Here is a 22,341-nt window from a genome sequence, read left to right on the forward strand (position 1 = left end):
AGTCCGAATCTTCCGTCAGGACTCCGAGCCAACACGGAGATCCTTCTCCGCGCTCGCTCCGATGTGTCCGGCCACTTCTCAGCGGTTCTCTGAACACATCCTGTTTCTGATCTCGGAGGTGCCCGTCATGTCCACCGAAACGCTCATCCGCCGCGACTCGACCACCCGGCGGCGCGTCGGGTTCGTCGCACTCGCCCTGAGCATCACCGCCCTGCTGGCACTCCCCGGCGGCTTGCTGTGGCCAGAAGCGTCCGGCGGCGGTGAGACCTACACGTACGCCGACATCCAGCCGCAGCGCGCGCTCTGGTGGGGACTACTCACCGCACTGGCCATCAACCTGGTCATCAACGTCCCAGCCCAGGCGCTGCTGACAGTCCTGCTCGTCCGCAACCGGGGCGCCGGCTGGGCCACCGCGGGCGGCGTCGTCCTGTGGATCGGCACCGCTCTGTACGCCGTCGGCGGCGCGGGCTGGGCAGCGGCGTACTACTTCGCCACCGCGGACGGCGTCGACCCGTCGGTGCTGGACCGGATCAACGCCGACTCGGCGCACATCTTCGGCGTGATGATCCCCGGCGCGCTCCTGGTCGCCCTGGGCACGGTGCTCCAGGTCGTCGGGCTGTGGCGCTCGAACGCCGTCCCGCGCTGGATCCCGCTGCTGTGGCTGACCGTGGTCGCGACGTTCCTCGTCCCCGGGAACGGCCTGATCGGCCTGCTCACCGCCGTCCCGATGACGGCGGCGAGCCTCGGCACCGCGTACTACGCCTGGCGGGGGGCTAGGCGCGACCCTCGAACAGGCTGGTGACCGAGCCGTCCTCGAAGACCTCGCGGATCGCCCGGCTGATCAGCGGGGCGATCGAGAGCTCGGTCAGCTTGTCGAAGCGGCGCTCGGCGGAGATCGGCAGCGTGTTGGTGACGATCACCTCGCTGGCCTGGCAGTTCTTCAGGCGGTCGACCGCCGGGCCGGAGAGGATGGCGTGCGTCGCGGCGATCACGACGCCGGCCGCGCCGTCGGCGTACAGGGCGTCGGCGGCCTTGGTGATGGTGCCGGCGGTGTCGATCATGTCGTCGACCAGGATGCAGACCCGGCCCTTGACCTCACCGACGACGCGGTTCGCGACGGTCTCGTTCGGCCGGTCGATGTCCCGGGTCTTGTGGATGAAGGCCAGCGGCGCGTTGTTCAGCCGGGCCGACCACTGCTCGGCGACCTTGATCCGGCCGGCGTCCGGCGAGACCACGGCCAGCTGCTGGTCGCCGTAGTTGTCGCGGACGTAGTCGGACAGGATCGGCAGCGCCATCAGGTGGTCCACCGGGCCGTCGAAGAAACCCTGGATCTGCGAGGTGTGCAGATCCACGCAGATCAGCCGGTTCGCGCCCGCGGTCTTGAACAGGTCGGCCATCAGGCGAGCCGAGATCGGCTCCCGGCCGCGGTGCTTCTTGTCCTGCCGGGCGTACCCGTAGAACGGGAGCACGACCGTGATCCGCTTGGCCGACGCGCGCTTCAGCGCGTCGACCATGATCAGCTGCTCCATGATCCACTCGTTGATCGGCGAGGTGTGGCTCTGGATCACGAACGCGTCGCTGCCCCGGACCGACTCCTCGAAGCGAACGTAGATCTCGCCGTTGGCGAAGTCGTACGCCGAGGTCGGCACCAGGCCGGAGCCCAGCTGCTCGGCGACCTCCTCGGCCAGCCCGGGATGGGCTCGGCCGGAGAACACCATCAGGTTCTTCTCGGTGGTTCGCTTCATCCCGCTCATGACCGGCCTCCCGTTACGCCTTCTCGCCAGTGTCGCCCGGCGTCGCCGCGTTCGCACCCTCGGCGAGCGCATCTGCGGCGGCCTGAGCCGTCTTGGTGCCGGCGCGTTTGCGCTCGACCCAGCCCTTGATGTTGCGCTGCCGGCCCCGGGCGACCGCGATCTCACCCGGTTCGACGTCCTCGGTCAGCGCGGTGCCGGCGGCCAGGTAGGCGCCGTCCGCGACCGTGCGGGGAGCGACGATGACCGAGTTGCTCCCGATGAACGAGTGCTTGCCGATCACGGTCGGGTACTTCTTCTGGCCGTCGTAGTTGGCGAAGATCGTGCCGGCGCCGATATTCGCGCCCTCGCCGATCGTCGCGTCCCCGGCGTACGTCAGGTGCGGCACCTTGGCGCCGTCGCCGATCGAGGTGTTCTTGGTCTCGACGAAGGTGCCGATCTTGCCCTTCACACCGACCTTGGTGCCCGGCCGCAGGTAGGCGAACGGGCCGACGCTCGCGCCGTCGCCGAGCACCGAGCTCGAGCCGTGCGCGCGGATGATCGTCGCGTTCGCGCCGATCTCGACGTCGGTGAGCGTGGTGTCCGGGCCGATCGTGGTGCCGCTGCCGGCCGTGGTCGCGCCGTGCAGCTGCGTGTTCGGCAGCAGGGTGACGTCCTGGGCGAGGACGACGGTGCTGTCCACCCAGGTGGTGTTCGGGTCGACGATCGTGACGCCGGCGCGCATCAGCTTGTCGAGCGTTCGGCGGTTCAGCTCGGCGCGCAGCGCGGCAAGCTGGACGCGGTCGTTCACGCCCTCGGTCTGCATGGCGTCCTCGGTCACGTACGCGCCGACCCGCTTGCCGTCGTTACGGGCGATCGACAGCACGTCGGTCAGGTACAGCTCGCCCTGCGCGTTGTCGGTGGTCAGCCGACTCAGACCGTCACGCAGCGTGGCCGCGTCGAAGACGTAGATCCCGGCGTTGATCTCGTCGATCTGCCGCTGCTCGGGCGTCGCGTCCTTGTGCTCGACGATCGCGGCGACCGTGCCGTCGGCGCCCGGGACGATCCGGCCGTAGCCGGTCGGGTCGGCCACCCGCGCGGTCAGCACGGTGACGGCGTTGCCCTGCTTGTCATGCTCGGCGACCAGCTCGGCCAGCGTCTCGGACTGCAGCAGCGGGACGTCGCCCGACGTCACCACCACGGAGCCCTCGAACTCGGCCGGCACGGCGGTCAGCCCGGCGCGCACGGCGTCCCCGGTGCCCAGCTGCTGCTCCTGGACGGCGGTCTTCACGTCCGGGTCGAGCGCCTGCAGGTGCGCCTCGACCAGCTCACGGCCGTTCCCGACGACCACCACGAGGTGCTCGGGGGCGAGCACCCGCGCCGTCACCACGGCGTGCCCGACGAGACTGCGCCCGCCGATCTCGTGCAGCACCTTCGGGGTCGCTGATTTCATCCGGGTTCCGAGCCCGGCGGCCATGATCACGACGGCGGCGGGCCGATGGGAAGTCACGCGGTCTTCTCCTCGAGTTCCCTGCGAGTTTCTGGAACAAGTATCTGCACAGGCACCCGAAACAGTGCCCGCGCAAGCCTACTTGCTCACCCCGGGGATCCCGTACTCGGCCTTTCAGGCGGCCGGACCGCGCAGGTTGGCGACCAGATCGTCGGCCGTGAGCCCGGCGTACGCCTGCATCATGCGGTTCCGGGCGTACTCGTTGTACCCGCGGCGGGCCACCTGGAGGTAGAACCGCGTGACCGATCCCACTCCGACGCCCCGGGCCATCAGGTCCACCGCGAGCCAGCTGGTCCGGTAACTCTCCGTGGTCGTGAACTCGTCGTCCCGCGGCAGCCGCTCGATCCGCCCCTTGACCTGCCGCGCCACCTCGGCCCGCTCGGCGGCTACCGCCGCGGGCGGGCGGACCAGGTTCGCCGCGTACGCCGCCAGCCCCTCGGCGAGCCAGCGCGGCGCCTCGTCCCCCATTTTGACCGGCGTCAGATGCGTCAGCCCGTGCACCAGCTCGGGCAGCGTCGGCTCACCGGTCACCACAGCCCACCCGCCGACCGGGCGGCCGTCGTCCGCCGGGCTGTGCATCGGGTGGATCCGCACCGGCTCGCTCCCCGGTAGCGTCGCGGGCAGATCGGTCAGTACGCCGGGATCGGCCACCGCCACCACCAGCGGGATCTCCTGCAGCGGCCCGGGCCACAGCCGCCGCACAACCACCGCCGCCCGCGCAGTAACCGCCGCCAGCCGCTCCCCCTTCGCCCGCTGCCCCCGATCGACCAGCACGACGACGCCGTCCTTTTCGACCACTTCGAGGTCGGCCACATCCCATGGCTGCCGATTGCTGCGCAGGACGCCGTCCAGCCGGGTCACGTCGACCAGCTCGGCCTTTCCGGCCCGGACGACGTACGTGTAGCCCAGGTCGGTCGCAGCGGGCCGCAGGTCGGTCACGGCGTACCGCAAGCTGATGCGGAAGGTGACCGCGCCGGCGCCGTACCGTTGCACGGCCCCCGGATCCACCCACGCCTCCCGGCGCCGGAACCCGACCTGTGCTTTCAGGGCGCGCAGATTCTGCAAGACGCGCAGCTGGCGTGCCTTCACCGCCGGTGCGACCTGGGCGACGAATCCACTCCCGTCACCGCGCCGCACCGCAACCGCCTGCCGCGCCAGCGCGACGTCCACCGCATCCGCCACCAGCGGATCAACCTGACCATCCCCACTCCGCGGCCCGGCCACCTCCATCCCCACCGGCCAAACCCGAGCCTCACCACCCCCACTGCCCACCACCAGACCGCCGGCCAGCAAAGCCCCCACCGCCAACCACCCGACCGCCTTCATGCCCTTCCCAACGACCCACCCCCCACCCAGGTAACCGCAACCTGTCGGCGCCGCCCGCGACACTGAAACCCCACCCACCCCAGGAGCCCACATGCCTCTCACCCTCGGCGCCGTCGTCCTCAACACCACCCCCCAAGCCGCCACCTTCTGGCAACAAGCCCTCGCCTACACCCCCTCCCCCACCAACCCCGACTTCCTCCTCCCCCCACCCACCGCCCCCACCACCCGCCTCCACCTGGACACCACCGACCAAACCCACCTAGACCTCTGGCCCACCCCAGGCTCCACCGCCCACACCGAAACCGCCCGCCTCCTGGCCCTAGGCGCCACCCGCGCCCCCTGGACCTACCCCACCAACCCCGACTTCACCGTCCTCCAAGCCCCCGACGGCACCCACTTCTGCATCATCGGCTAAGCGCCGGCGAGCGCCTCGTTCAGAACGCGGCCGGCGTCCGCCCGGGCGTGCTTCTTCCGGCGGTAACGCACCTTGCGGACGACCTTGCCGTCGTCGCCGACTTCCCAGACGTACAAGGTCCAACCACCCAGAAAGAAGACGAGGTGCACAAACCAACTGAGTAACCACAGAACCGGCATCACGAGCAGTTCGACAGGCTCACCGCTGCCGCCGGCCCCCAACCCATCACCTCAAGCAAGAAACCCCGACCTGTCCAACTCCACCTTGAACCGGTCGTTCTCCGCCACGATCTCCACCCCACCATTGTCGGTGGTGTGGCGCAGACTGGCGGGTATGGAGATCAAGCACCGGATGATCGTGTTCGACGCTGCGGACATCGAGGCCGAGAGCGCGTTCTGGGCCGGGTTCCTGGGTGGGACGGTGGAGAAGTGGTCCGACCGGTGGCACGCGATCTGGGTGGACGGCGGCTGGGCGCTCGGCGTCCAGCATGCTCCGGACCACGTCCCGCCGGAGTGGCCGGACGGGGCGCCGCAACAGATCCATCTCGACTTCTACTTCGAGGCCGGCGCCGCGCATGCCGAGGCGCACGAGCGGGCGCTGGCTCTTGGTGCTCGGCAGTTGAAGGGTGCCGATCCGGGGGCTGCGCGGGGAGTGCAGGTGTACGCCGATCCGGCGGGGCATCCGTTTTGTTTGTGTTGGGTGCCTGGTTAGGCGGTGTGGCGTTCGGCCCAGCGGGTTATTTCGTAGGCGGCGCCGCCTGGCTCGGGCTGGCCGCCGGAGCTGAGTTCGGCTGAGGTGAGTTTGGGCGTGGCGAAGGCGAACGCTGTCGCGCCGGACCGGAGCTGGATCACCAGGCCGAAGTAGTTGAAGCGCGCGGAGAGGACGTCGGCGCGCGGGATCCGGTAGCCGCCGATCGGGTAGCGGACGATCAGCTCATCCGGGGTGATGCGGACGTCGTGACGGGCGGCAAGCACGATCACCAGCGTCAGCGGCAGGAGGAACAACCAGTCCGTCGCTGGCTCCCCGAAGAACAGCACAGTAACGACCAACCCCAGCCAGACGAGCGCGAAGAGACCGCGCGTCCAGCGGTTGTTGCCCCATGACTGCTCGTCCATGGTTGATTTTATGGGGAAACCCAGCGGCGGTGGGCTGTCAGGTCGACGTTGCTGCCGCAGATGATGGTGGCGACTCGGCGTCCGGCGAAGCGGTCGGGGTCCTCGAGGACGGCGGCGACGCCGAGCGCCGCCGAGGGCTCGACGATCAGGCCCGCCTGCTCGAACAACAATCGCATGCCCGCGACGATCGACTCCTCTCGGACGAGGACGGCGTCGTCCGCGATCACCAGCAGGTCCGCCAGCACCTCGGGGATCGGACGTCGGCCGGCCACGCCGTCCGCGATCGTTTCGATCGTCTCGGTCGTGATGAGCCGGCGTTCGCGCCACGACAACGTGAGCGCGGGGGCGCCGGCCGGCTGGACGCACACGACCTCGACGCCGGGCGCGAGCTCCTTGAGGACCTGGCCGACGCCGGTTGCCATCGCGCCGCCGCCGAGCGCGATCAGGACGACGTCGAACGGGATGCCGGATTCGACCAGCTCGAGCCCGATCGTCGCGGCGCCTTCGCACGTCTCGAGGTCGAGGCTGTCCTCGAGCAGACGGATCCCGTCGGACGCCGCAATCGCCGCCGCCCGCTCCCGGGCCAGCTCGTGATCACCGTCGACCAGCTCCAGCCGAGCCCCGAGCGCGCGGATCCGCTCCAGCTTCGCCGGCGTCGCGAACCGCGAGGCCACCACGGTCACCCCAAGCCCCCGCCGTCCACCCGACCACGCAAGCGCCTGCCCCAAATTGCCCGCACTCGCACAAACAACCGACGCCCCGGCCAACCCCTCGACCACCAGCTCAGTCCCCCGCCCCTTGAAACTCCTGACCGGGTTAGCGGTCTCGAGCTTCACCCCAACCTCACACCCAAGCCGCTCTCCAAGCGGCTCGCACATAGAGAACGGCGTCCCAAGAAAAACCGGGTTGATGAGCGGCCGAGCCGCACAGATCCTGTCCAGATCGAGCCGCGTCATGACCCAAGGACATCCCATGCGCTACTACGAAGTCGAACCAAATTCCGTCTCCGACCAGCTATCAGCCAACAAGCTCGCCTGACCGCATGTTCAACCACGCTCCGGCGGACTACGACTGTCCCTTCTGCAGGCTGATCGCAGGCGAGGAGGACGACGTCACCTCCCAGCAAGACATCGTCCTACGGACGGACGGCGCACTCGCGTTCGTCGCCTCTCGCTGGTGGCCGAACAACCCGGGCCACGTCCTCGTCGTTCCCACCGCCCACCACGAGAACCTTTACGACCTCCCGCCCGAGGCCGGTCACGCCGTCCACGACGTCGTCCGCGCCGTAGCCATCGCCATCCGGCACACCTACAACTGCGCCGGCACCTCGACTCGCCAGCACAACGAACCCGCCGGCTACCAGGACGCCTGGCACCACCACGTCCACGTCTTCCCCCGCTACCCCCACGACAACCTGTACAACCTCCTCCCCCTCTCCACCAAACTCCGCAACTACCTCGCCAAACACTCTCCCCTTTGACCATCGGGAAGGTCGGCACGCTGCACTGCGTTGGCAGAACAGGTCGGAACATGGCAGAACCCCTAGGTCAGGAACGCTCTGACCTGGGGGTTCTTGTTGCTCCCCCGCCTGGTTTCGATCCAGGTCTTCGAGATTCAAAGTCTCGCGGGCTGCCGATTACCCCACGGGGGATCGTGGTGGTTGCCGGGACATCTTGCCATGAGTGGGGTGGATGACACGCCTGAGGGGTTCCTTACCTACGGTGTCGTAGGTTACGGTGGCGTAGGTAAGCCGTCCTCCACCCGAGGGATACAGACATGACGCCACCCCCTGTTGCCGCGCCGGAGGCGCCTGAGCGCGCTGGGCAGGTTGACGAGCTCGACGTGCACACCGGGACGCTCGGGGGTGAGCAGAAGCAGGTGTGGGAGCAGGTCGCGCTGGCGCTGTTCATCGGGATTCCGTTCCTGGCGGTGCTGGCGGCGGTGCCGATCGCGTGGGGCGGGTTCCTGGGGTGGCGGGACGTGGTGATCGCGGTCGTGTTCTACACGATCGCGGGGCACGGGATCTCGATCGGTTTCCACCGGTTGTTCACGCACAAGTCGTTCAAGCCGAACCGGGCGACGAAGTACGCGCTCGCGATCGCCGGGTCGCTGGCGATCGAGGGGCCGGTGATTCGCTGGGTGGCCGATCACCGCAAGCATCACAAGTTCTCCGACCGGGACGGCGACCCGCACAGCCCGTGGAAGTACGGGAACACGCTGGGCGCGCTGACCAAGGGGTTCTTCCACGCGCATGTCGGGTGGCTGTTCGACACCGAGCAGACGCCGCAGCGGCAGTACGCGCCGGATCTGCTGAAGGACAAGGACATCGTCAAGGTGTCGCGGCTGTTCCCGGTGCTGGTGACGATCTCGCTGCTGCTGCCGGCCGTGATCGGCGGGTTGTGGTCGTGGTCGTGGCAGGGCGCGCTGACGGCGTTCTTCTGGGCGAGCCTGGTCCGGATCGCGCTGCTGCACCACGTGACCTGGTCGATCAACTCGATCTGTCACACGATCGGCGACCGGCCGTTCAAGAGCCGGGACAAGTCGGGCAACGTCTGGTGGCTGGCGATCCTGAGCCAGGGCGAGTCGTGGCACAACCTGCACCACTCCGACCCGACCTGCGCGCGGCACGGCGTCCTCAAGGGGCAGCTCGACACCTCCGCCCGGACGATCTGGTTCTTCGAGAAGATGGGCTGGGTGAGCGACGTCCGCTGGCCGGTCAAGGAGCGGCTCGAAGCCCGGCGCCAGGACGACTCGCGCCGCACCCTGAAGGCGGCCTGACCGTAAAACTCCCACCCCGCGGCACCGGAATGCGGCATGATGCAGACGTGATCTCGACGTGACGGACCCCAAACCGCGGCGATCCGGCCGGATCCGGATGACCAGTGCCGAGCGTCGCGAGCAGCTGATCGTGATCGCCCGCGGCCTGTTCGCGCAGCGCGGGTACGAAGCGACGTCGGTCGAGGAGATCGCCAACCGCGCCGAGGTCTCCAAACCGGTCGTCTACGAACACTTCGGCGGTAAAGAGGGCCTGTACGCCGTCGTCGTGGACCGCGAGGTCCGCGCGCTCCTGGACGGCGTGACCCAGTCGCTCACCGCGGGCCGGGCGCACGAGCTGGTCGAGCAGGCGGCGCTCGCGCTGCTCGACTACATCGAGAACAACTCCGACGGCTTCCGGATCCTCGTCCGGGATTCGCCGGTCGGCTCCGCGACAGGTTCGTTCATCTCGATCCTGAGCGATGTCGGCACCAGGGTCGAGCACATCCTCGCGGAGAACTTCAAACGCCGCGGCCTGGACCCGAAGAACGCCCCGATGTACGCCCAGATGCTGGTCGGCATGGTCGCGCTCACCGGCCAGTGGTGGCTCGACGCCCGCCGACCCCGCAAACAGGACGTCGCCGCCCACCTGGTCAACCTCGCCTGGAACGGCCTGTCCGGCCTGGAGCTGAAGCCGACCCTCTCGACCCGTCCCCACAAGTAGCGGACCGCGCCCTCCCCCAGTCGTACGACGACATCAGCCTCAGGCATGACCCGCGGGCGGGCGCGCCGCCGTACGCTGGCCGCTATGACGGGGTTCATGACCGCGCAGCCTTTGCCTGCCCGCAGTAAGGCGTTCGACCTGCTGCTCGCGGGCGCTTTGTGCATGACGCTCGGCTTCCTGAGCATCGCCCAGGCCGGGTACGGCGGTGTGCTCGCGTTCGCGATGCTCGGCCCGCTGTGGTGGCGACGCTCGTACCCCGAGCTGGTCTTCTTCGGCGTCTCCGCGGTCGCCGTCCTGCAATGGCTGGTCGGCATCGACCTGTTCCCCGGGAACGTCGGCCTGCTGATCGCCCTCTACACGATCTCCGTGTACGGCGACGTCCGCTACAGCCGGATCGCGCTCGGCGTCGGCGGCCTCGGCGTCCTGATGGCCACCTCGCGCTACTGGTCGAACTCCGACTGGCGCCAGCAGGTGACGATGATGGTCGCGCTCGGCGCCGTCGTCCTCGGCGTCTGGGCCTTCGGCGAACGCCGCCGGACGAGGGGCCTGTACGTCGCCCAGCTCGAAGCCCGCGCCGCCCAGCTCGAACGCGACCGCGACCGCGAGTCCAAACTCGCCGTCTCGGCCGAGCGCACCCGGATCGCCCGCGAGATCCACGACGTCGTCGCGCACGGACTCTCCATCATGATCGTCCAGGCCGACGGCGGCCTGTACGCCGCCGATCAGTCCCCCGAGGCCGCGAAGAAGGCCCTGGCCACGATCGGCGACACCGGTCGCGCGAGCCTGACCGAGATGCGCAAGATGCTCGGCCTGCTCAAGGCCGACGAGCAGCGCGAGCTCGACCCGAACCAGCCGCGCCCGCAGCCGGGCGTCTCCAGCCTGCCCGAGCTGATCGAGAACGTCCGCGAAGCCGGCCTGTCGGTCGACTACTCGGTCACCGGCCGGCCGCGCGACCTCCCGGCGCTGCTCGGGCTGACGGCGTACCGGATCGTGCAGGAGGGTCTGACCAACACGCTGAAACACGCCGGGCCGGGAGCGCGCACCTCCGTCGCGCTGGACTTCGGTCGCGAGATGCTGACCGTGGTGGTCACCGACGACGGCCGCGGCGGCGGCGTCGCCCCGAGTACCGAGCCCGGGCACGGCCTGGTGGGGATGCATCAACGCGCATCCGTGTCAGGCGGTACGGTGAGCGCCGGACCGAAGGCGGGCGGCGGTTACGAGGTGATCGCCAAACTGCCGTACAACCTGCCCACCGGAGGCCAGCAGTGAGTGACGAGAACATCCGGGTGTTCCTGGTGGACGACCAGGAGCTGGTCCGGGCCGGGTTCACCATGCTGGTGGACTCGCAGCCCGACATGCGGGTGGTCGGGCAGGCCGGGGACGGCGGCGAGGCGGTCGAGAAGATCTCGGTGACGGCATGCGACGTCGTGCTGATGGATGTCCGGATGCCCCGACTGGACGGCGTCCAGGCCACCCAGCAGCTCCAGTCGTTGCCGCAGGCCCCGAAGGTGATCGTGCTGACCACCTTCGACCTGGACGAGTACGCGTTCGCCGCGATCAAGGCCGGCGCGGCCGGGTTCCTGCTCAAGAACACCCCGCCGGCCGATCTGCTGTCGGCGATCCGCCAGGTGTACTCCGGCGACGCCGTCGTCTCCCCCAGTACGACGAAGCGGCTGCTCGAGCACTTCGCGGGCGCCCTCCCGGACTCCGAGGTCGAGCGCCCCGACCTGGCCGACCTGACGGCTCGCGAGCGCGAGGTGCTGGTCGAGGTCGCGCGCGGCCTGTCGAACGCCGAGATCGCCAAGCTGTTCACGTTGTCCGAGGCAACGGTCAAGACGCATATCGGCCGTATCCTGGCCAAAACCGGTCTCCGCGACCGGGTTGCCCTGGTCGTTCTCGGGTACGAGACCGGGCTGGTCCGCCCGACCAAGTAATACCCAGGTACTACACGGAATACGTTCCGTGGGACGACGTACCGGCGCACCGCGTTCACTACCTTGAGGAGCATGACAGGGCGGGCCTGTCGATGATCCGAGGAGTGACATGAGTTTGCAGACCGGTGGACTTGCGGTGGGGCGGCTGCCGCAGGACGGGATGCCGCGTACGGCGATCCGCGCGCACGAGCTGCGTAAGGTCTACGGCCAGGGCGACACCGCCGTGGCCGCGCTGGACGGCGTGTCGGTCGACTTCGCCGTCGGCAACTTCACCGCGATCATGGGCCCCTCGGGCTCGGGCAAGTCGACGCTGATGCACTGCCTGGCCGGCCTCGACACCCCGACCAGCGGCCAGGTCCTGCTCGGCGAGACCGAGCTGACCCAGCTGCCGGACGCCGCGCTGACCAGGATCCGCCGGGACCGCGTCGGTTTCGTCTTCCAGTCGTTCAACTTGTTGCCGATGCTGTCCGCCAAGGACAACATCCTGCTCCCGCTCGAGCTGGGCAACCGCAAACCTGACGAGCAGTGGCTCGCGACGCTGGTCGACGTCCTCGGTCTGCAGGACCGCCTCACGCACCGGCCGTCGGAGCTGTCCGGCGGTCAGCAGCAGCGCGTCGCCGTCGCTCGCGCCCTGGTCGGGCGGCCGGAGGTCGTCTTCGCCGACGAGCCGACCGGTAACCTCGACTCGCGCTCCGGCGCCGAGGTGCTCGGCTTCCTGCGGCGCAGCGTCCGCGAGTTCGGCCAGACGGTCGTCATGGTCACCCACGACCCGCTGGCCGCGTCGTACGCCGATCGCGTCGTGATGCTTGCCGACGGCAAGCTCGCCGGCGAGCTGCGCGACCCGAAGCCGGAGACCGTCCTCGACGCCCTGCGCCGGCTGGGGGCGTGACGTGCGTCGTTCATTGCTCTCCTCGCTGCGCGCCCACCTGGGCCGCTTGATCGCCGCCTGTCTGGCGATCGTGCTGGGCGTCGGTTTCGGCGCCCTGGCGATGACCGCGCACGCCTCCGCGTCGCACGGGATCGACGAGACGATCGGCGTCCAGTACAAGGGTGTCGACACCTTCGTCGAAAGCCGGAGCGACACGATCACCCCGGCCCTGGCGGCCAAGGTGAAGGCGCTCCCGCAGGTGGCCGAGGTCGTGCCGAAGTCGACCGCCTACCTGCAGGCGACTTTCCCGGGCCTGGTCCGGCCGGTCAACCTGGCGATCGACGCGCTCTACCAGACCACCCAGATCGCCACGCCCGGGACGACGTCCGGGCGGTTGCCGACCGCAACCGATGAGATCGCGCTACCGAACAAGCTGGCCGCCAAGCACAACGTCGCGGTCGGCCAGACGCTGCGGATCACGTCGTACGAGAAGAAGTCCTGGACTGTGAAGGTCGTCGGTCTGATCGACGACAAGAGCGCCTTCGGGCTCGGGGCCGCGGTCGCGACCCCGGCCGCGCTCAACATCTTCGAGAAGAACGGCTGGATCAGCGGGATCGCGATCGCCGGCAAGTCCGGCACCGACCCGCAGAGCCTGACGGCGGCCGTCCAGGCCGCGGTCGGCTCCAGCTTCACCGCCATGACGGGCGCGGACAAGATCGCGGCGGAGGTGAAGGACTACACCAACGGCATCGACGTCCTCGGCGGCGTGTTCGGGATGTTCGCGGTGATCGCGCTCTTCGTCGCCTGCCTGGTGATCAGCAACACCTTCACGATCGTGATCGCCCAGCGCACCCGGGAGATGGCGCTGCTGCGCTGCGTCGGCGCCTCCAAGCGACAGGTCTTCAGCTCGGTGCTCGCCGAGGCGACCGTGGTCGGCGTCGTCGCCTCCGCGATCGGTGTGGTCTTCGGGGTCGCACTGTCCGCGCTGGCGCTCGCCCTGTCCCGCGAGTTCGACTGGGGTATCCCGCCGGTCTCGCTGCACCTCGGCCTGACGTCGATCTTCGTCCCGCTGCTGCTCGGCACCGTGGCCACGATCGTCGCGGCCGTCGTACCGGCTCGCCGGGCGACCAAGGTCGCGCCGCTGGCCGCACTTCGGCCCGAGGCCGCGCCTGCGGCGGCGTCCAAGCGCGGGATCGTTCGGCTGGTCTTCGGGTTCCTGCTGCTCGCCGGCGGCGGCGCCCTGCTGGCCGGCTCGGCCGCACAGCACAGCGTGATCTTCGGCGTCGCCGGTGGCGTGATCTCGTTCCTCGGTGTCCTGGCGATCGGCTCACTGCTGGTCCCGGCGCTGATCCGGGTGCTCGGCGTCTTGCCGGCCAAGACCGGCGTCCCGTCCCGGATCGCCGTCGCGAACGCCGTCCGGAACCCGAAGCGGACGGCGGCCACCACCGCCGCGCTGCTCATCGGCGTGACGCTGATCAGCCTGACCTGCGTCGGCATCGCCTCGGTGCAGAAGACGTTCGACGTCTCGATGGACGCGCAGTACCCGGTCGACCTGACCGCGACGACGTACGACGAGAAGCTGCCGGCCAGCGCCGAGCAGCAGCTCAAGGAGATCAAGGGCATCACACACGTCGTCCCGGTCAAGAAGGTGCTGGTGAAGGCGGGCGAGAACCAGTTCCCGGTCGTCGGGATCGACCCAGCCACGGCCGGCTCGATCATTCACAACTCGCAGCTGGTCGCGGATCTGAAGCCCGGTACGGCGCTCGTCGACAACAACACGCTGTACATGCTGAAACTCAAGGAAGGCGATCCGGTCACGATCGTCTCCGGGCAGAACAAGCTCACCGCGACACTCAAACTCGGGCTCGGCCTGGAGCCGTTCAACCTGACGACGACCGACCTGGCCAAGCTGGCCCCGAACGCGCCGATCGGCAGCTACTGGCTGGCCGCCGATCCGAACGCCGACGGCGCCAAGGTGATCGACGCGCTCAGCCAGTCGATGCCGTCGGTGCAGAACCTGGAGATCAGCGGCGGGCTGGCCAAGCGGACGGCGTACACGAAGATCTTCGACGTCCTGCTGGCCGTCGGGATCGGGCTGCTCGGCGTCTCGGTGCTGATCGCGCTGGTCGGCGTCGGCAACACGCTCAGCCTGTCGGTGCTGGAGCGGACCCGGGAGAACGCGTTGCTCAGGGCAATGGGTCTGACCCGGCGCCAGCTGCGCAGCATGCTCGCGATCGAGTCGGTGCTGATGGCGCTGGTCGCCGCCGGCCTCGGGATCGCGCTCGGCCTGATCTACGGCTGGGTCGGGACGACGGCGCTGATGGGCAGCCAGACCAAGGACGGCACGGTCGAGTACGCCCTGCCGATCGGGTTGCTGATCGCCATCGCCGCCGTCGCGATCGTCGCCGGCCTGCTCGCCTCGGTCCTGCCCGCCCGCCGGGCCGCCAAGGTCGCCCCGGCCGGCGCGCTGGCGACCGAGTAACCAGAAGCTAGCGGCTCGCCCGGCTTGAGGGGGCTGGGCGAGCCGCTGTTTTCAGACGATCTCGATCCGGTTCCCGTGGCCGTCGGCGGTGTGAAAGCGCCGGCGGCCCGGGATCGTTTCGTTGTCCCAGGCAACCGGGTAGCCCTGGTTCTCGAGTCTGGCTGCCAATGCGTCCAGATCGTCGACCGCGAGCGCGGGATGGGCCTTGCGGGCCGGGCGGAAGTCCTGCTCGACGCCGACGTGGATCTCCGCGCTGCCGCGCCGGAACCAGCAGCCGCCGCGCGGTTTCAGCAGCTCGGGTTTCTCGAGTTCGATCATGCCGAGCGCGTCGCGGTAGAACGCGCGGGCGACATCCTCACCGCCGGGCGGGCAGGAGACCTGCACGTGGTCGAGTCTCATCGCTTCTGCGCAACCGCGAAGATGCGGCGGAACGGGAGCAGCGTGCCGTAATCCTGCTGCGGGTACGCCGCGGCCAGCCGGGCGCCGTACTCAGCCTCGAACTCCGCCCGCAGACCATCCGGCAGCGACTGCAGAACCGGCCGCGCGCCCGTCCCCTTCACCCACTCCAGAACGGCGTTGTCGCCTTGCAGGGCATGGATGTACGTCGTCTCCCACGCATTCACCACGCAGCCTTCGGCACTCAGGACGTCGACGTAGTCGGCCGGGCCGGGCACGTCGGGGCGCAACGAGGTGTCGCGGGCGAACTCGGCGTACGGCTCCTTGGCCGCGAGCTCGCGGAGGATCGCGTGCGACGGGGCGTTGCCGTTACCGGGGATCTGGATCGCGAGCGTGCCGCCGGGGCGGAGCGCCTGGACGAAGCCGGGGAGCAGGTCGAGCTGTTCGGGCACCCACTGCAGGGTCGCGTTGGTGACGATGACGTCGAGGCTCGCCGCGGGCGCCGTCCACTCCCGGACGTCGCCGAGCGCGAAGCTCAGGTGATCGTCGGCGTACGGCTGGGCGGCCTCGATCATCTGCGGGGAGCTGTCGATACCGACGATGGACGCCGTCGGCCAGGCCTCGCGCAGAGTCGCAGTGAGGGCGCCGGGGCCACAGCCGAGGTCGACGACGGTGGTCACGTCGGTGGTGCGGATCTGGCGAACCAGGTCCGCGAAGGGGCGGCCGCGCTCATCGGCGTACGTGCCGTACTGCTCGGGACTCCAGACGGGGGACGTGCGCATCCTCGGCACCTCTCATCAGCGATTTATCTTGATGTCAAGATACATTGAACGCTCTCAGGTCTCTTGATGTCAAGAGTCTTGATGGCGTACGCTCGCGGTATGGAAGACGAGGTCGATCGGCTGCTGGAGGCCTGGCGCCGGGAGCGGCCCGATCTCGATGTGACCCCGATGGAGGTGCTCTCGCGGGTCAGCCGGCTCGCCCGGCATCTGGACCGGGCGCGCAGCCAGGCGTTCGAGACCCACGGGCTGGAGTCCTGGGAGTTCGACGTCCTGGCGGCCCTGCGGCGGGCCGGATCGCCGTACCAGCTGTCGCCCGGGCGGCTACTGAAGGAGACGCTGGTGACGTCGGGGACGATGACGAACCGGGTCGATCGATTGACCGCACGCGGGCTGGTCGAGCGCCTGCCCGATCCGGGAGACCGGCGCGGCGTCCTGGTTCAGCTGACCGACGCCGGGCGGGATGCGGTAGATGCGGCCATGGCCGATTTGCTGGCGCACGAGCGGACGTTACTGGGGTCGATCAGCGAGCAGGACCAGTCGCACATCGCACAGGTGCTGCGCGAGCTGGTCCGCCCGTTCGATCTCGAAAAACACTGAGCGGGTTTTGTATACACATTAGTTGGGCAGAAATCCGCCGCAATTCTTCGAAATACCCGGCCGTCACTTCGCATCTCCCGAATCGTTGCTAGTTGCAACGAGATCGAGAGGCTGTTGTAGCGGACCACTATCGACACTGAGTGATCGGGACCACTAGGGTCATCACTGTCGGTGGTTGATCGACTACAAAACGTTAGAGTTGCACGGTGACTTCGGCGGCAAGAGGTGGTCCGCCGAAAGCGGTCGTGCGGTGTCCGGGGCTCGGGGCCCGAACAACGCCGACCGGCACGGGGCCCGCTCACCCTGGGCGGCGAGCCCTCCGAATCACAGGGGATCGGAGGGCCGCCGCCTCCATCACGGCCCCGCGGATTTGATCAGATCCGCATTCTCGAATGGTTATTCCGCGCGTTCGGCGGCGTCGAACCAGGCGGTTTCCAGCTCGCCGCGTTCGTCGCCGAGTTTGCGCAGTTCGGCGTCCAGCTCGGCGAGGCGTTCGTAGTTACTCGCGTTGGCCGCGATCTGGTCGTGCAGCTTCGCCTCGGACTCGGTCAGCTTCTGCAGCTGCCGTTCGATCCGGTTCAGCTCCTTCTTCGCCGCGCGGGCCGCGGCGGCGTCGGCCACCGGCGCCTCGGCCGCGGCCTGGGGCTGCTGCGTGGGCTCCGCCGTCCGCTTCGGGGCGCTCTCGAGCTCCTCGATGTACTGGTCGACGCCGCGCGGCAGGTGCCGGACGCGGGCGTCGCCCATGATCGCGTAGACCATGTCGCTGACCCGCTCGAGGAAGTACCGGTCGTGGGTGACCGTGACGACGACGCCGGGCCAGCTGTCCAGGAAGTCTTCGAGGACCGTAAGGGTCTCGACGTCCAGGTCGTTGGTCGGCTCGTCGAGGATCAGCACGTTCGGCTCGTCGAGCAGGATGCGCAGCAGCTGCAGGCGGCGCCGCTCACCACCGGACAGATCCGAGATGCGGGTGGTCAGCCGGTCGCCGGTGAAACCGAACCGCTCCAGCAGCTGGGACGACGTGAGCTCACCGCCTTTGCCGGCGAGCGCCGCCGTCCGCTTGATCGCGGTGATGTGGTCGAGGACGGTCGCCGTACCGTCGATCTCCTCGAGGTTCTGCGACAGGTTGGCGATGCGGACCGTCTTGCCCTGTTTGACCAGACCGCCGTCCGGCGGGAGCTGGCCGGTGAGGACCTTGAGGAACGTCGTCTTACCGGCGCCGTTCGGGCCGAGCAGGCCGATCCGGTCCGCCGGGCCGAGGCGGAAGGTGACATGGTCGAGCATCTTCCGCGCGCCGAAGCTCAGGCTGACGTCCTCGGCGTCGAACACGTCCTTGCCGAGGCGGGCCGTCGCGAGCTTGGACAGCGCGAGTTTGTCGCGCGGCTCCGGCTCGTTCTCGATCAGCGCGTTGGCGGCGTCGATCCGGAACTTCGGCTTGCTCGTCCGCGCGGGCGCACCGCGCCGCAGCCAGGCCAGCTCCTTCTTCAACAGGTTCTGCCGTTTGGCCTCACTCACCTGCGCCGAGCGCGACCGCTCCGCCTTGGCGAGCACGTAGGCGGCGTACCCACCGTCGTACGACGTGACGTTCCCGTTCTGCACCTCCCACGTGTCGGTGCACACGGCGTCCAGGAACCACCGGTCGTGGGTCACCACGATCAGCGCCCCGGCCCGATCCACCACATGCGCGGCAAGCCAGTTGACCGCCTCGATGTCCAGATGGTTGGTCGGCTCGTCCAGGATCAGCAGATCGACGTCCGTCAGCAGCAGCTTCGCCAGACTCGCCCGGCGCCGCTCCCCACCACTCAGCGTCCCCACCTTGGCACTGTGGTCGACTCCACCCAGCAAGTGCTCCATCACCGACCGCGCCCGCGGATCCGCCGCCCACGTGTACGTCTCGACATCCCCCAGGACGGCGTACTCCACCGTCTCCTCAGGATTGAGCTCGTCGGCCTGCCCCAGATACCCCAGCCGCAGATCCCGCACATGCGTGATCCGCCCCCCGTCCGGCTCCAACCGCCGAGCCAGCACCTGTAGCAACGTCGACTTCCCGTCGCCGTTCCGCCCCACCACCCCGACCCGGTCGCCCTTCCCCACCCCCAGGCTCACCGAATCCAGCAACACCCGCGTCCCGAACCCCTTGGACACGCCTTCCAAATTCACCAAATTCAAGGCAGCCATAACCGCCCCAGCGTACCCTCCCACCCCTACTGCTCAGGATGGAACGCCTCCACCTGGCTCCACTCCCAGTGCAAGTGCCCAGCCGCAGCTGCCCCCACGACGAACTCCCCCAGCTCAGCGGGCTGAGCCTCCGGTGGGACGTCGATCGCCACGTGCCGGCCCCCGCGCCACTCGTGAGCCAGCCCAGAGGCCGCGAGCACTGCCTCCAACGGGCCAGGAGCGTGCTCCGGTGCGATGAGAATTCGCAGCGCCCGGTGACCAGATGCCGTGACCAGATCGGTCGCGTGTGAGCCGTCCGGCGAGATGCGGACGACGTCGTTCAGCGCCAGGCCGTAGGCGACGAACGGGATGCAGCACAGCTCGGCGAGGTCGCCGTCGAGGCGCCGCAACCACACCTGCTCGACCTCACCCTCGAAGCCGAACCGCTCGAGGTCGATGCGGGCGACGTAGTTCGCGTCGGCCCGCCGTGCGGGGTTGTCATGGACGACGAAGGTCGTGGGGCGGTGGTCTCGCATCAGCTGATTCAAGCTCAGGCCTGTTGCTGTGGGCATCTTTGTGACCAGGCTGTGATCCAACTAAGTTCGAGGTGCTGGCGTCTCTATGGGCGGCGGGCTCACTGGGGGCCCTTGTTCTAGAGGGGAAAGTTACGATGCGCGTTCGTTCTCAGGTGGTTCGCCGGGTTACCGCGGTTGCGGCTGGGCTGGGGCTGGCGGCCGGTGCGGTGGTGGGGGTTGTGGGGGCGGCGTCCGCGAACGCCGAGACCACCAAGAGCGCGTCGAGCGCGGCGGCGGTGAAGAAGTCGGTCACGATCGACGCCTCCGACTGGATCGTCCCGGCCGGCTCGAAGGTCCGCTACTTCGGCAAGACCGCGGGTATCGCGAAGAACACCGTCGTCCAGGTCCAGCGCCTCGAGGGCACGAAGTGGGTCAACTTCCCGGCCACCACCAAGGTCACCTCGAAGGGCACCTACTCCGTCTACGTCCAGACCTCCCGCGTCGGCAAGCACCAGTTCCGCATCGCCGTCGCCGGCCTCGTCACCAAGCCCCAACACCTCACCATCACCAAGAAGTAACCACCCCGCCGGCGCCCGAAGTCCCCAAGACTTCGGGCGCCGCCGCATTTCACAGCCGGCGGAGCGCCTTCAACCGCTCGGCGGCCAGGTTTCGCGCACGTCGCGTACGTGCCTCCGCGGCCAGCTTCACCGGGGTCTCCTCCCTGGTGCTTGTGCTCGCAACTCGACGGAGCAGCCAGTCGGACCACCCGGAGACATCAGCCGGCGGCGACCCCGTCCGATGGACGTCGGCCGTCGCCAGCTCCGCGGAGCGGCGCGTCAGGAATGCCCGCCCGCTTGAAGGGACGACGGCAATCCACGAGTCGCGCTCACCAGGTGGAAGCTGCTCGAACAACACAAGGACCGTCGACGTCGCCAGGCTCTGATCTGGCTCAGCAACAAGCGCCGGCCGCAGCGCCGGATGGGCCGACGGTTCCACGAGCGCGCGTTGACAGATCGCCCACCGAACATGCTCGTCCGTCAGGTCGACGTCCTCCGCCGGGGCGAACCCCACCAGCATTTCCCAAGGATCCGCGGCGCCGGAGGTCATCGGAGTCCGTTCAGGTGGGTTTGGTATTCGGCGGGGTTGAGGGGGTTGCCGTCGGTTCGGGGGGTGGTGGGGTAGGGGGGTCGGGTGGGGTGGTGGGTGTGGAAGGTGGTGGTGAGGAGGGCTTCGCCGTGGGTTTGGGCGGGGAGGGCGGTTTCGAGGGGGGCGGTGTGGGCGGCGGGGAGGGTGCCTTCGAGGTGGGTGGGGGTGATGTGGGTGGGGGTGGCTCGGTGGTCGGCGAGGAGGGTGAGGACTTGGGGGAGGGTTTCGGGTGGGATGTCGAGGGTGAAGTGATTGATGGGTTCGCGGACTGTGGTGCCGGCTTGGTTGACGGCCTCCAGGAGGACTGGGGGCACCAGACGGCGGAAGTCGGCGGCGGTGGTGGCGACGCTGCTGTAGGCGGTGTGAGTCAGGATGATGTGGATGTTGGGGATTTCCCAGCCGTAGAGACCCTGATGGAGGGTTTGGCGGATGGTTTCCTCGATGGCGGTGTGGAAGGCGCGCGGGAGACCGCCGAGTTCGACGGCGAGTTCGTACGCGAGACCTTCGTCGTGCGGGGCGACCCGGAACCCGATGCCGGCCGCCCAGAGGTTGCTGGGGGCACCCATCTCTCGGCGGGATTCCCCAATGCCGTTCAGGTGTTCGATGTAGATGGGCGTCGTGGGGCTGAACTCCGCGTGCAGCCCGTACTCGGAGTCGAGCAAGGAGGCGATCACCTCCTTCTGAACCTCGCCGTACAACCGAACGGTGATGTCATCAGCACGGCGGACCTGGATCAACGGGTCCTGTTCAGCGAGCTGGGTAAGGGCTTGGAAGAGCCGGCCGCGATCCCGCGCGGTGACGACAGTCTCCAGGGTCGGCCGGGCGAAGAGCTCCGGCACGTCGGACGTCGGTACGCCGAGCTGATCGCCGATCCGAACATCCTTCAGCCCGCGGAGCGCGACGATCTGCCCGGCCTCCGCACAGGACGCCGTACGACGGACGCCGCGTTCGTAAACCTCGATACCCGACGGGCGGGCCTGGTACGCACGGTCGGCGGTGTGAACGTCGACGTACGAGCGCTCGGTCAGCCTGCCGGCGTAGATGCGCGCGGAGGCGAGCTTCTGCCCCGCGGCGACCCGCTCGACCTTGAACACCTTTGCCTGTAAGGGCTGATCAGCTACGGCGGTTGGCCGCGGCAACCAAGTGCGGATACCGTCGATCAGCTCCGGTACGCCGATACCGGTCATCGCGGAGCCGAAGTACACCGGATGCGCCAGCCCGGCGCCAACCTGCCGCCGAAGCTCATCCACATAATCCCCCGGCGCCAACCCGTCATCGAGATACCGCTGCAGGAACGCATCGTTGCGCTCGGCAAGGAACTCCCCCAGCTCGGGTTGCCGGGCAACAAACCGGGCCGCCCGAGCGCCCAAGCCGGCTACCACCCCCATCGGTACGGCGTTCGGCGTCAGCAACCGATCGATATCGGCGAGTAGACCCACGTCACGCGCACCCACCCGGTCGATCTTGTTGACGAAGATCAGCGTCGGAATCCCCAGCCGACGCAGCGTCCGCATCAGCAACCGAGTCTGTGCCTGCACGCCCTCGACAGCAGACAGCACCAACACAGCGCCGTCCAGCACCGACAGCGCCCGCTCCACCTCGGCAATGAAATCCGCATGCCCAGGCGTATCGATCAGATTGACCGAAAGATCCCCCAGCTCGAACGCCACCACCGCCGACCGGATCGTGATCCCCCGCCGGCGCTCCAGCTCCATCGAGTCGGTCTGCGTGTTCCCGTCATCGACCCGACCAACCCGGTCGATGACCCCGGCGGCATACAGCAGCCGCTCGGTCAGGCTCGTCTTACCGGCGTCGACATGCGCGACAATACCCATCGTCAAAGAGTTCAACGGTCCTCGCGAGTGCTCCGAAGTGATCAGTCCAGATGGGTTG

At 68.7% G+C, this 22,341-nt stretch carries 23 protein-coding genes; 12 read left to right on the top strand and 11 right to left on the bottom strand.

What is annotated here, in order from left to right; translation table 11 throughout:
• The first annotated feature begins 127 nt into the window (after positions 1-127).
• Positions 128-802 (top strand): hypothetical protein, encoded by a 675-nt coding sequence (locus HPO96_RS28795; RefSeq protein ID WP_171677504.1) that lies wholly within the window; start codon positions 128-130, stop codon positions 800-802.
• Here the strand turns inward: HPO96_RS28795 and HPO96_RS28800 are convergent.
• The 3 genes from HPO96_RS28800 to HPO96_RS28810 form a co-directional block, all read right to left on the bottom strand.
• Positions 774-1,754 (bottom strand): ribose-phosphate diphosphokinase, encoded by a 981-nt coding sequence (locus tag HPO96_RS28800; protein WP_171677505.1) that lies wholly within the window; start codon positions 1,752-1,754, stop codon positions 774-776. The two genes, HPO96_RS28795 and HPO96_RS28800, sit on opposite strands and share 29 nt — an antisense overlap.
• Before the next feature lie 13 nt (positions 1,755-1,767).
• Positions 1,768-3,240: a bifunctional UDP-N-acetylglucosamine diphosphorylase/glucosamine-1-phosphate N-acetyltransferase GlmU gene (glmU, locus tag HPO96_RS28805; protein ID WP_171677506.1), complete on the bottom strand. Its 1,473-nt coding sequence runs from the start codon at positions 3,238-3,240 to the stop codon at positions 1,768-1,770.
• 114 nt (positions 3,241-3,354) lie between these two features.
• The gene (locus tag HPO96_RS28810; protein ID WP_171677507.1) at positions 3,355-4,566 is read right to left on the bottom strand and encodes a hypothetical protein; all 1,212 of its coding nucleotides are present in this window, start codon (positions 4,564-4,566) and stop codon (positions 3,355-3,357) included.
• A 91-nt stretch (positions 4,567-4,657) separates the two neighbouring features.
• On the opposite strand from HPO96_RS28810, the gene HPO96_RS28815 reads away from it, so the two are divergent.
• Both HPO96_RS28815 and HPO96_RS28820 read left to right on the top strand, forming a co-directional pair.
• Positions 4,658-4,981, top strand: coding sequence for a VOC family protein (locus HPO96_RS28815; RefSeq protein ID WP_171677508.1), 324 nt, complete (start codon positions 4,658-4,660; stop codon positions 4,979-4,981).
• A 333-nt stretch (positions 4,982-5,314) separates the two neighbouring features.
• Positions 5,315-5,692, top strand: a complete 378-nt coding sequence (locus tag HPO96_RS28820) for a VOC family protein (protein ID WP_171677509.1) — start codon at positions 5,315-5,317, stop codon at positions 5,690-5,692.
• On the opposite strand, the gene HPO96_RS28825 is transcribed toward HPO96_RS28820, so the two are convergent.
• Both HPO96_RS28825 and HPO96_RS28830 read right to left on the bottom strand, forming a co-directional pair.
• Entirely contained in the window at positions 5,689-6,096 is a 408-nt protein-coding gene (locus HPO96_RS28825) for a PH domain-containing protein (protein WP_171677510.1), read from the bottom strand. The two genes, HPO96_RS28820 and HPO96_RS28825, sit on opposite strands and share 4 nt — an antisense overlap.
• Before the next feature lie 8 nt (positions 6,097-6,104).
• Positions 6,105-7,070, bottom strand: a complete 966-nt coding sequence (locus tag HPO96_RS28830; protein WP_171677511.1) for a pyridoxal-phosphate dependent enzyme — start codon at positions 7,068-7,070, stop codon at positions 6,105-6,107.
• Positions 7,071-7,138: 68 nt separating this feature from the next.
• Here HPO96_RS28830 and HPO96_RS28835 point away from each other — a divergent pair, with 68 nt between their 5' ends.
• The 7 genes from HPO96_RS28835 to HPO96_RS28865 all read left to right on the top strand — a co-directional run bounded on the left by HPO96_RS28835 (position 7,139) and on the right by HPO96_RS28865 (position 14,858).
• The gene (locus HPO96_RS28835) at positions 7,139-7,576 is read left to right on the top strand and encodes an HIT family protein (RefSeq protein ID WP_171677512.1); all 438 of its coding nucleotides are present in this window, start codon (positions 7,139-7,141) and stop codon (positions 7,574-7,576) included.
• Positions 7,577-7,872: 296 nt separating this feature from the next.
• Positions 7,873-8,874 carry an acyl-CoA desaturase gene (locus tag HPO96_RS28840; RefSeq protein WP_171677513.1) on the top strand — a complete coding sequence of 334 codons (1,002 nt, stop codon included), beginning with the start codon at positions 7,873-7,875 and terminating at the stop codon, positions 8,872-8,874.
• A 58-nt stretch (positions 8,875-8,932) separates the two neighbouring features.
• Positions 8,933-9,574 (top strand): TetR family transcriptional regulator, encoded by a 642-nt coding sequence (locus HPO96_RS28845; RefSeq protein WP_171677514.1) that lies wholly within the window; start codon positions 8,933-8,935, stop codon positions 9,572-9,574.
• Positions 9,575-9,658: 84 nt separating this feature from the next.
• Positions 9,659-10,843, top strand: coding sequence for a sensor histidine kinase (locus tag HPO96_RS28850; protein WP_238355627.1), 1,185 nt, complete (start codon positions 9,659-9,661; stop codon positions 10,841-10,843).
• Positions 10,840-11,508, top strand: coding sequence for a response regulator (locus HPO96_RS28855; protein WP_171677516.1), 669 nt, complete (start codon positions 10,840-10,842; stop codon positions 11,506-11,508). The genes HPO96_RS28850 and HPO96_RS28855 overlap by 4 nt, the downstream gene beginning before the upstream one ends.
• 109 nt (positions 11,509-11,617) lie before the next feature.
• Positions 11,618-12,397: an ABC transporter ATP-binding protein gene (locus HPO96_RS28860; protein ID WP_171677517.1), complete on the top strand. Its 780-nt coding sequence runs from the start codon at positions 11,618-11,620 to the stop codon at positions 12,395-12,397.
• A 1-nt stretch (position 12,398) separates the two neighbouring features.
• Positions 12,399-14,858 (top strand): FtsX-like permease family protein, encoded by a 2,460-nt coding sequence (locus HPO96_RS28865; RefSeq protein WP_171677518.1) that lies wholly within the window; start codon positions 12,399-12,401, stop codon positions 14,856-14,858.
• Positions 14,859-14,909: 51 nt separating this feature from the next.
• Here the strand turns inward: HPO96_RS28865 and HPO96_RS28870 are convergent, their stop codons facing one another.
• Positions 14,910-15,257 carry a VOC family protein gene (locus HPO96_RS28870; protein ID WP_171677519.1) on the bottom strand — a complete coding sequence of 116 codons (348 nt, stop codon included), beginning with the start codon at positions 15,255-15,257 and terminating at the stop codon, positions 14,910-14,912.
• The gene (locus tag HPO96_RS28875; RefSeq protein ID WP_171677520.1) at positions 15,254-16,036 is read right to left on the bottom strand and encodes a methyltransferase domain-containing protein; all 783 of its coding nucleotides are present in this window, start codon (positions 16,034-16,036) and stop codon (positions 15,254-15,256) included. Before HPO96_RS28875 ends, HPO96_RS28870 begins: the two co-directional genes overlap by 4 nt.
• A 99-nt stretch (positions 16,037-16,135) precedes the next feature.
• Here HPO96_RS28875 and HPO96_RS28880 point away from each other — a divergent pair, with 99 nt between their 5' ends.
• On the top strand, positions 16,136-16,633 hold the full coding sequence (locus tag HPO96_RS28880; RefSeq protein ID WP_171677521.1) for a MarR family winged helix-turn-helix transcriptional regulator: 498 nt from the start codon (positions 16,136-16,138) through the stop codon (positions 16,631-16,633).
• Between the two features lie 396 nt (positions 16,634-17,029).
• Here the strand turns inward: HPO96_RS28880 and HPO96_RS28885 are convergent, their stop codons facing one another.
• Positions 17,030-18,808: an ABC-F family ATP-binding cassette domain-containing protein gene (locus tag HPO96_RS28885; RefSeq protein ID WP_171677522.1), complete on the bottom strand. Its 1,779-nt coding sequence runs from the start codon at positions 18,806-18,808 to the stop codon at positions 17,030-17,032.
• A 26-nt stretch (positions 18,809-18,834) separates the two neighbouring features.
• On the bottom strand, positions 18,835-19,323 hold the full coding sequence (locus tag HPO96_RS28890; protein ID WP_171677523.1) for a DUF4265 domain-containing protein: 489 nt from the start codon (positions 19,321-19,323) through the stop codon (positions 18,835-18,837).
• Between the two features lie 134 nt (positions 19,324-19,457).
• On the opposite strand from HPO96_RS28890, the gene HPO96_RS28895 reads away from it, so the two are divergent.
• On the top strand, positions 19,458-19,880 hold the full coding sequence (locus HPO96_RS28895; RefSeq protein ID WP_171677524.1) for a hypothetical protein: 423 nt from the start codon (positions 19,458-19,460) through the stop codon (positions 19,878-19,880).
• A gap of 49 nt (positions 19,881-19,929) precedes the next feature.
• Here the strand turns inward: HPO96_RS28895 and HPO96_RS28900 are convergent, their stop codons facing one another.
• Entirely contained in the window at positions 19,930-20,379 is a 450-nt protein-coding gene (locus HPO96_RS28900; RefSeq protein ID WP_171677525.1) for a hypothetical protein, read from the bottom strand.
• Positions 20,380-20,405: 26 nt separating this feature from the next.
• On the bottom strand, positions 20,406-22,283 hold the full coding sequence (locus HPO96_RS28905) for an elongation factor G (protein WP_171677526.1): 1,878 nt from the start codon (positions 22,281-22,283) through the stop codon (positions 20,406-20,408).
• Positions 22,284-22,341 lie beyond the last annotated feature (58 nt).

The organism is Kribbella sandramycini (assembly GCF_013131805.1).
GTDB lineage: Bacteria > Actinomycetota > Actinomycetes > Propionibacteriales > Kribbellaceae > Kribbella > Kribbella sandramycini.

Coding starts and splice junctions, on each gene's coding strand:
- HPO96_RS28875 (WP_171677520.1), bottom strand. CDS start 16,036: ATGCGCACGTCCCCCGTCTGGAGTCCCGAGCAGTACGGCACGTACGCC.
- HPO96_RS28835 (WP_171677512.1), top strand. CDS start 7,139: ATGTTCAACCACGCTCCGGCGGACTACGACTGTCCCTTCTGCAGGCTG.
- HPO96_RS28900 (WP_171677525.1), bottom strand. CDS start 20,379: ATGCTGGTGGGGTTCGCCCCGGCGGAGGACGTCGACCTGACGGACGAG.
- HPO96_RS28795 (WP_171677504.1), top strand. CDS start 128: ATGTCCACCGAAACGCTCATCCGCCGCGACTCGACCACCCGGCGGCGC.
- HPO96_RS28895 (WP_171677524.1), top strand. CDS start 19,458: ATGCGCGTTCGTTCTCAGGTGGTTCGCCGGGTTACCGCGGTTGCGGCT.
- HPO96_RS28800 (WP_171677505.1), bottom strand. CDS start 1,754: ATGAGCGGGATGAAGCGAACCACCGAGAAGAACCTGATGGTGTTCTCC.
- HPO96_RS28840 (WP_171677513.1), top strand. CDS start 7,873: ATGACGCCACCCCCTGTTGCCGCGCCGGAGGCGCCTGAGCGCGCTGGG.
- HPO96_RS28870 (WP_171677519.1), bottom strand. CDS start 15,257: ATGAGACTCGACCACGTGCAGGTCTCCTGCCCGCCCGGCGGTGAGGAT.
- HPO96_RS28810 (WP_171677507.1), bottom strand. CDS start 4,566: ATGAAGGCGGTCGGGTGGTTGGCGGTGGGGGCTTTGCTGGCCGGCGGT.
- HPO96_RS28860 (WP_171677517.1), top strand. CDS start 11,618: ATGAGTTTGCAGACCGGTGGACTTGCGGTGGGGCGGCTGCCGCAGGAC.
- HPO96_RS28820 (WP_171677509.1), top strand. CDS start 5,315: ATGGAGATCAAGCACCGGATGATCGTGTTCGACGCTGCGGACATCGAG.
- HPO96_RS28890 (WP_171677523.1), bottom strand. CDS start 19,323: ATGCGAGACCACCGCCCCACGACCTTCGTCGTCCATGACAACCCCGCA.
- HPO96_RS28830 (WP_171677511.1), bottom strand. CDS start 7,070: ATGGGATGTCCTTGGGTCATGACGCGGCTCGATCTGGACAGGATCTGT.
- HPO96_RS28880 (WP_171677521.1), top strand. CDS start 16,136: ATGGAAGACGAGGTCGATCGGCTGCTGGAGGCCTGGCGCCGGGAGCGG.
- HPO96_RS28905 (WP_171677526.1), bottom strand. CDS start 22,283: ATGGGTATTGTCGCGCATGTCGACGCCGGTAAGACGAGCCTGACCGAG.
- HPO96_RS28825 (WP_171677510.1), bottom strand. CDS start 6,096: ATGGACGAGCAGTCATGGGGCAACAACCGCTGGACGCGCGGTCTCTTC.
- HPO96_RS28850 (WP_238355627.1), top strand. CDS start 9,659: ATGACGGGGTTCATGACCGCGCAGCCTTTGCCTGCCCGCAGTAAGGCG.
- HPO96_RS28885 (WP_171677522.1), bottom strand. CDS start 18,808: ATGGCTGCCTTGAATTTGGTGAATTTGGAAGGCGTGTCCAAGGGGTTC.
- HPO96_RS28815 (WP_171677508.1), top strand. CDS start 4,658: ATGCCTCTCACCCTCGGCGCCGTCGTCCTCAACACCACCCCCCAAGCC.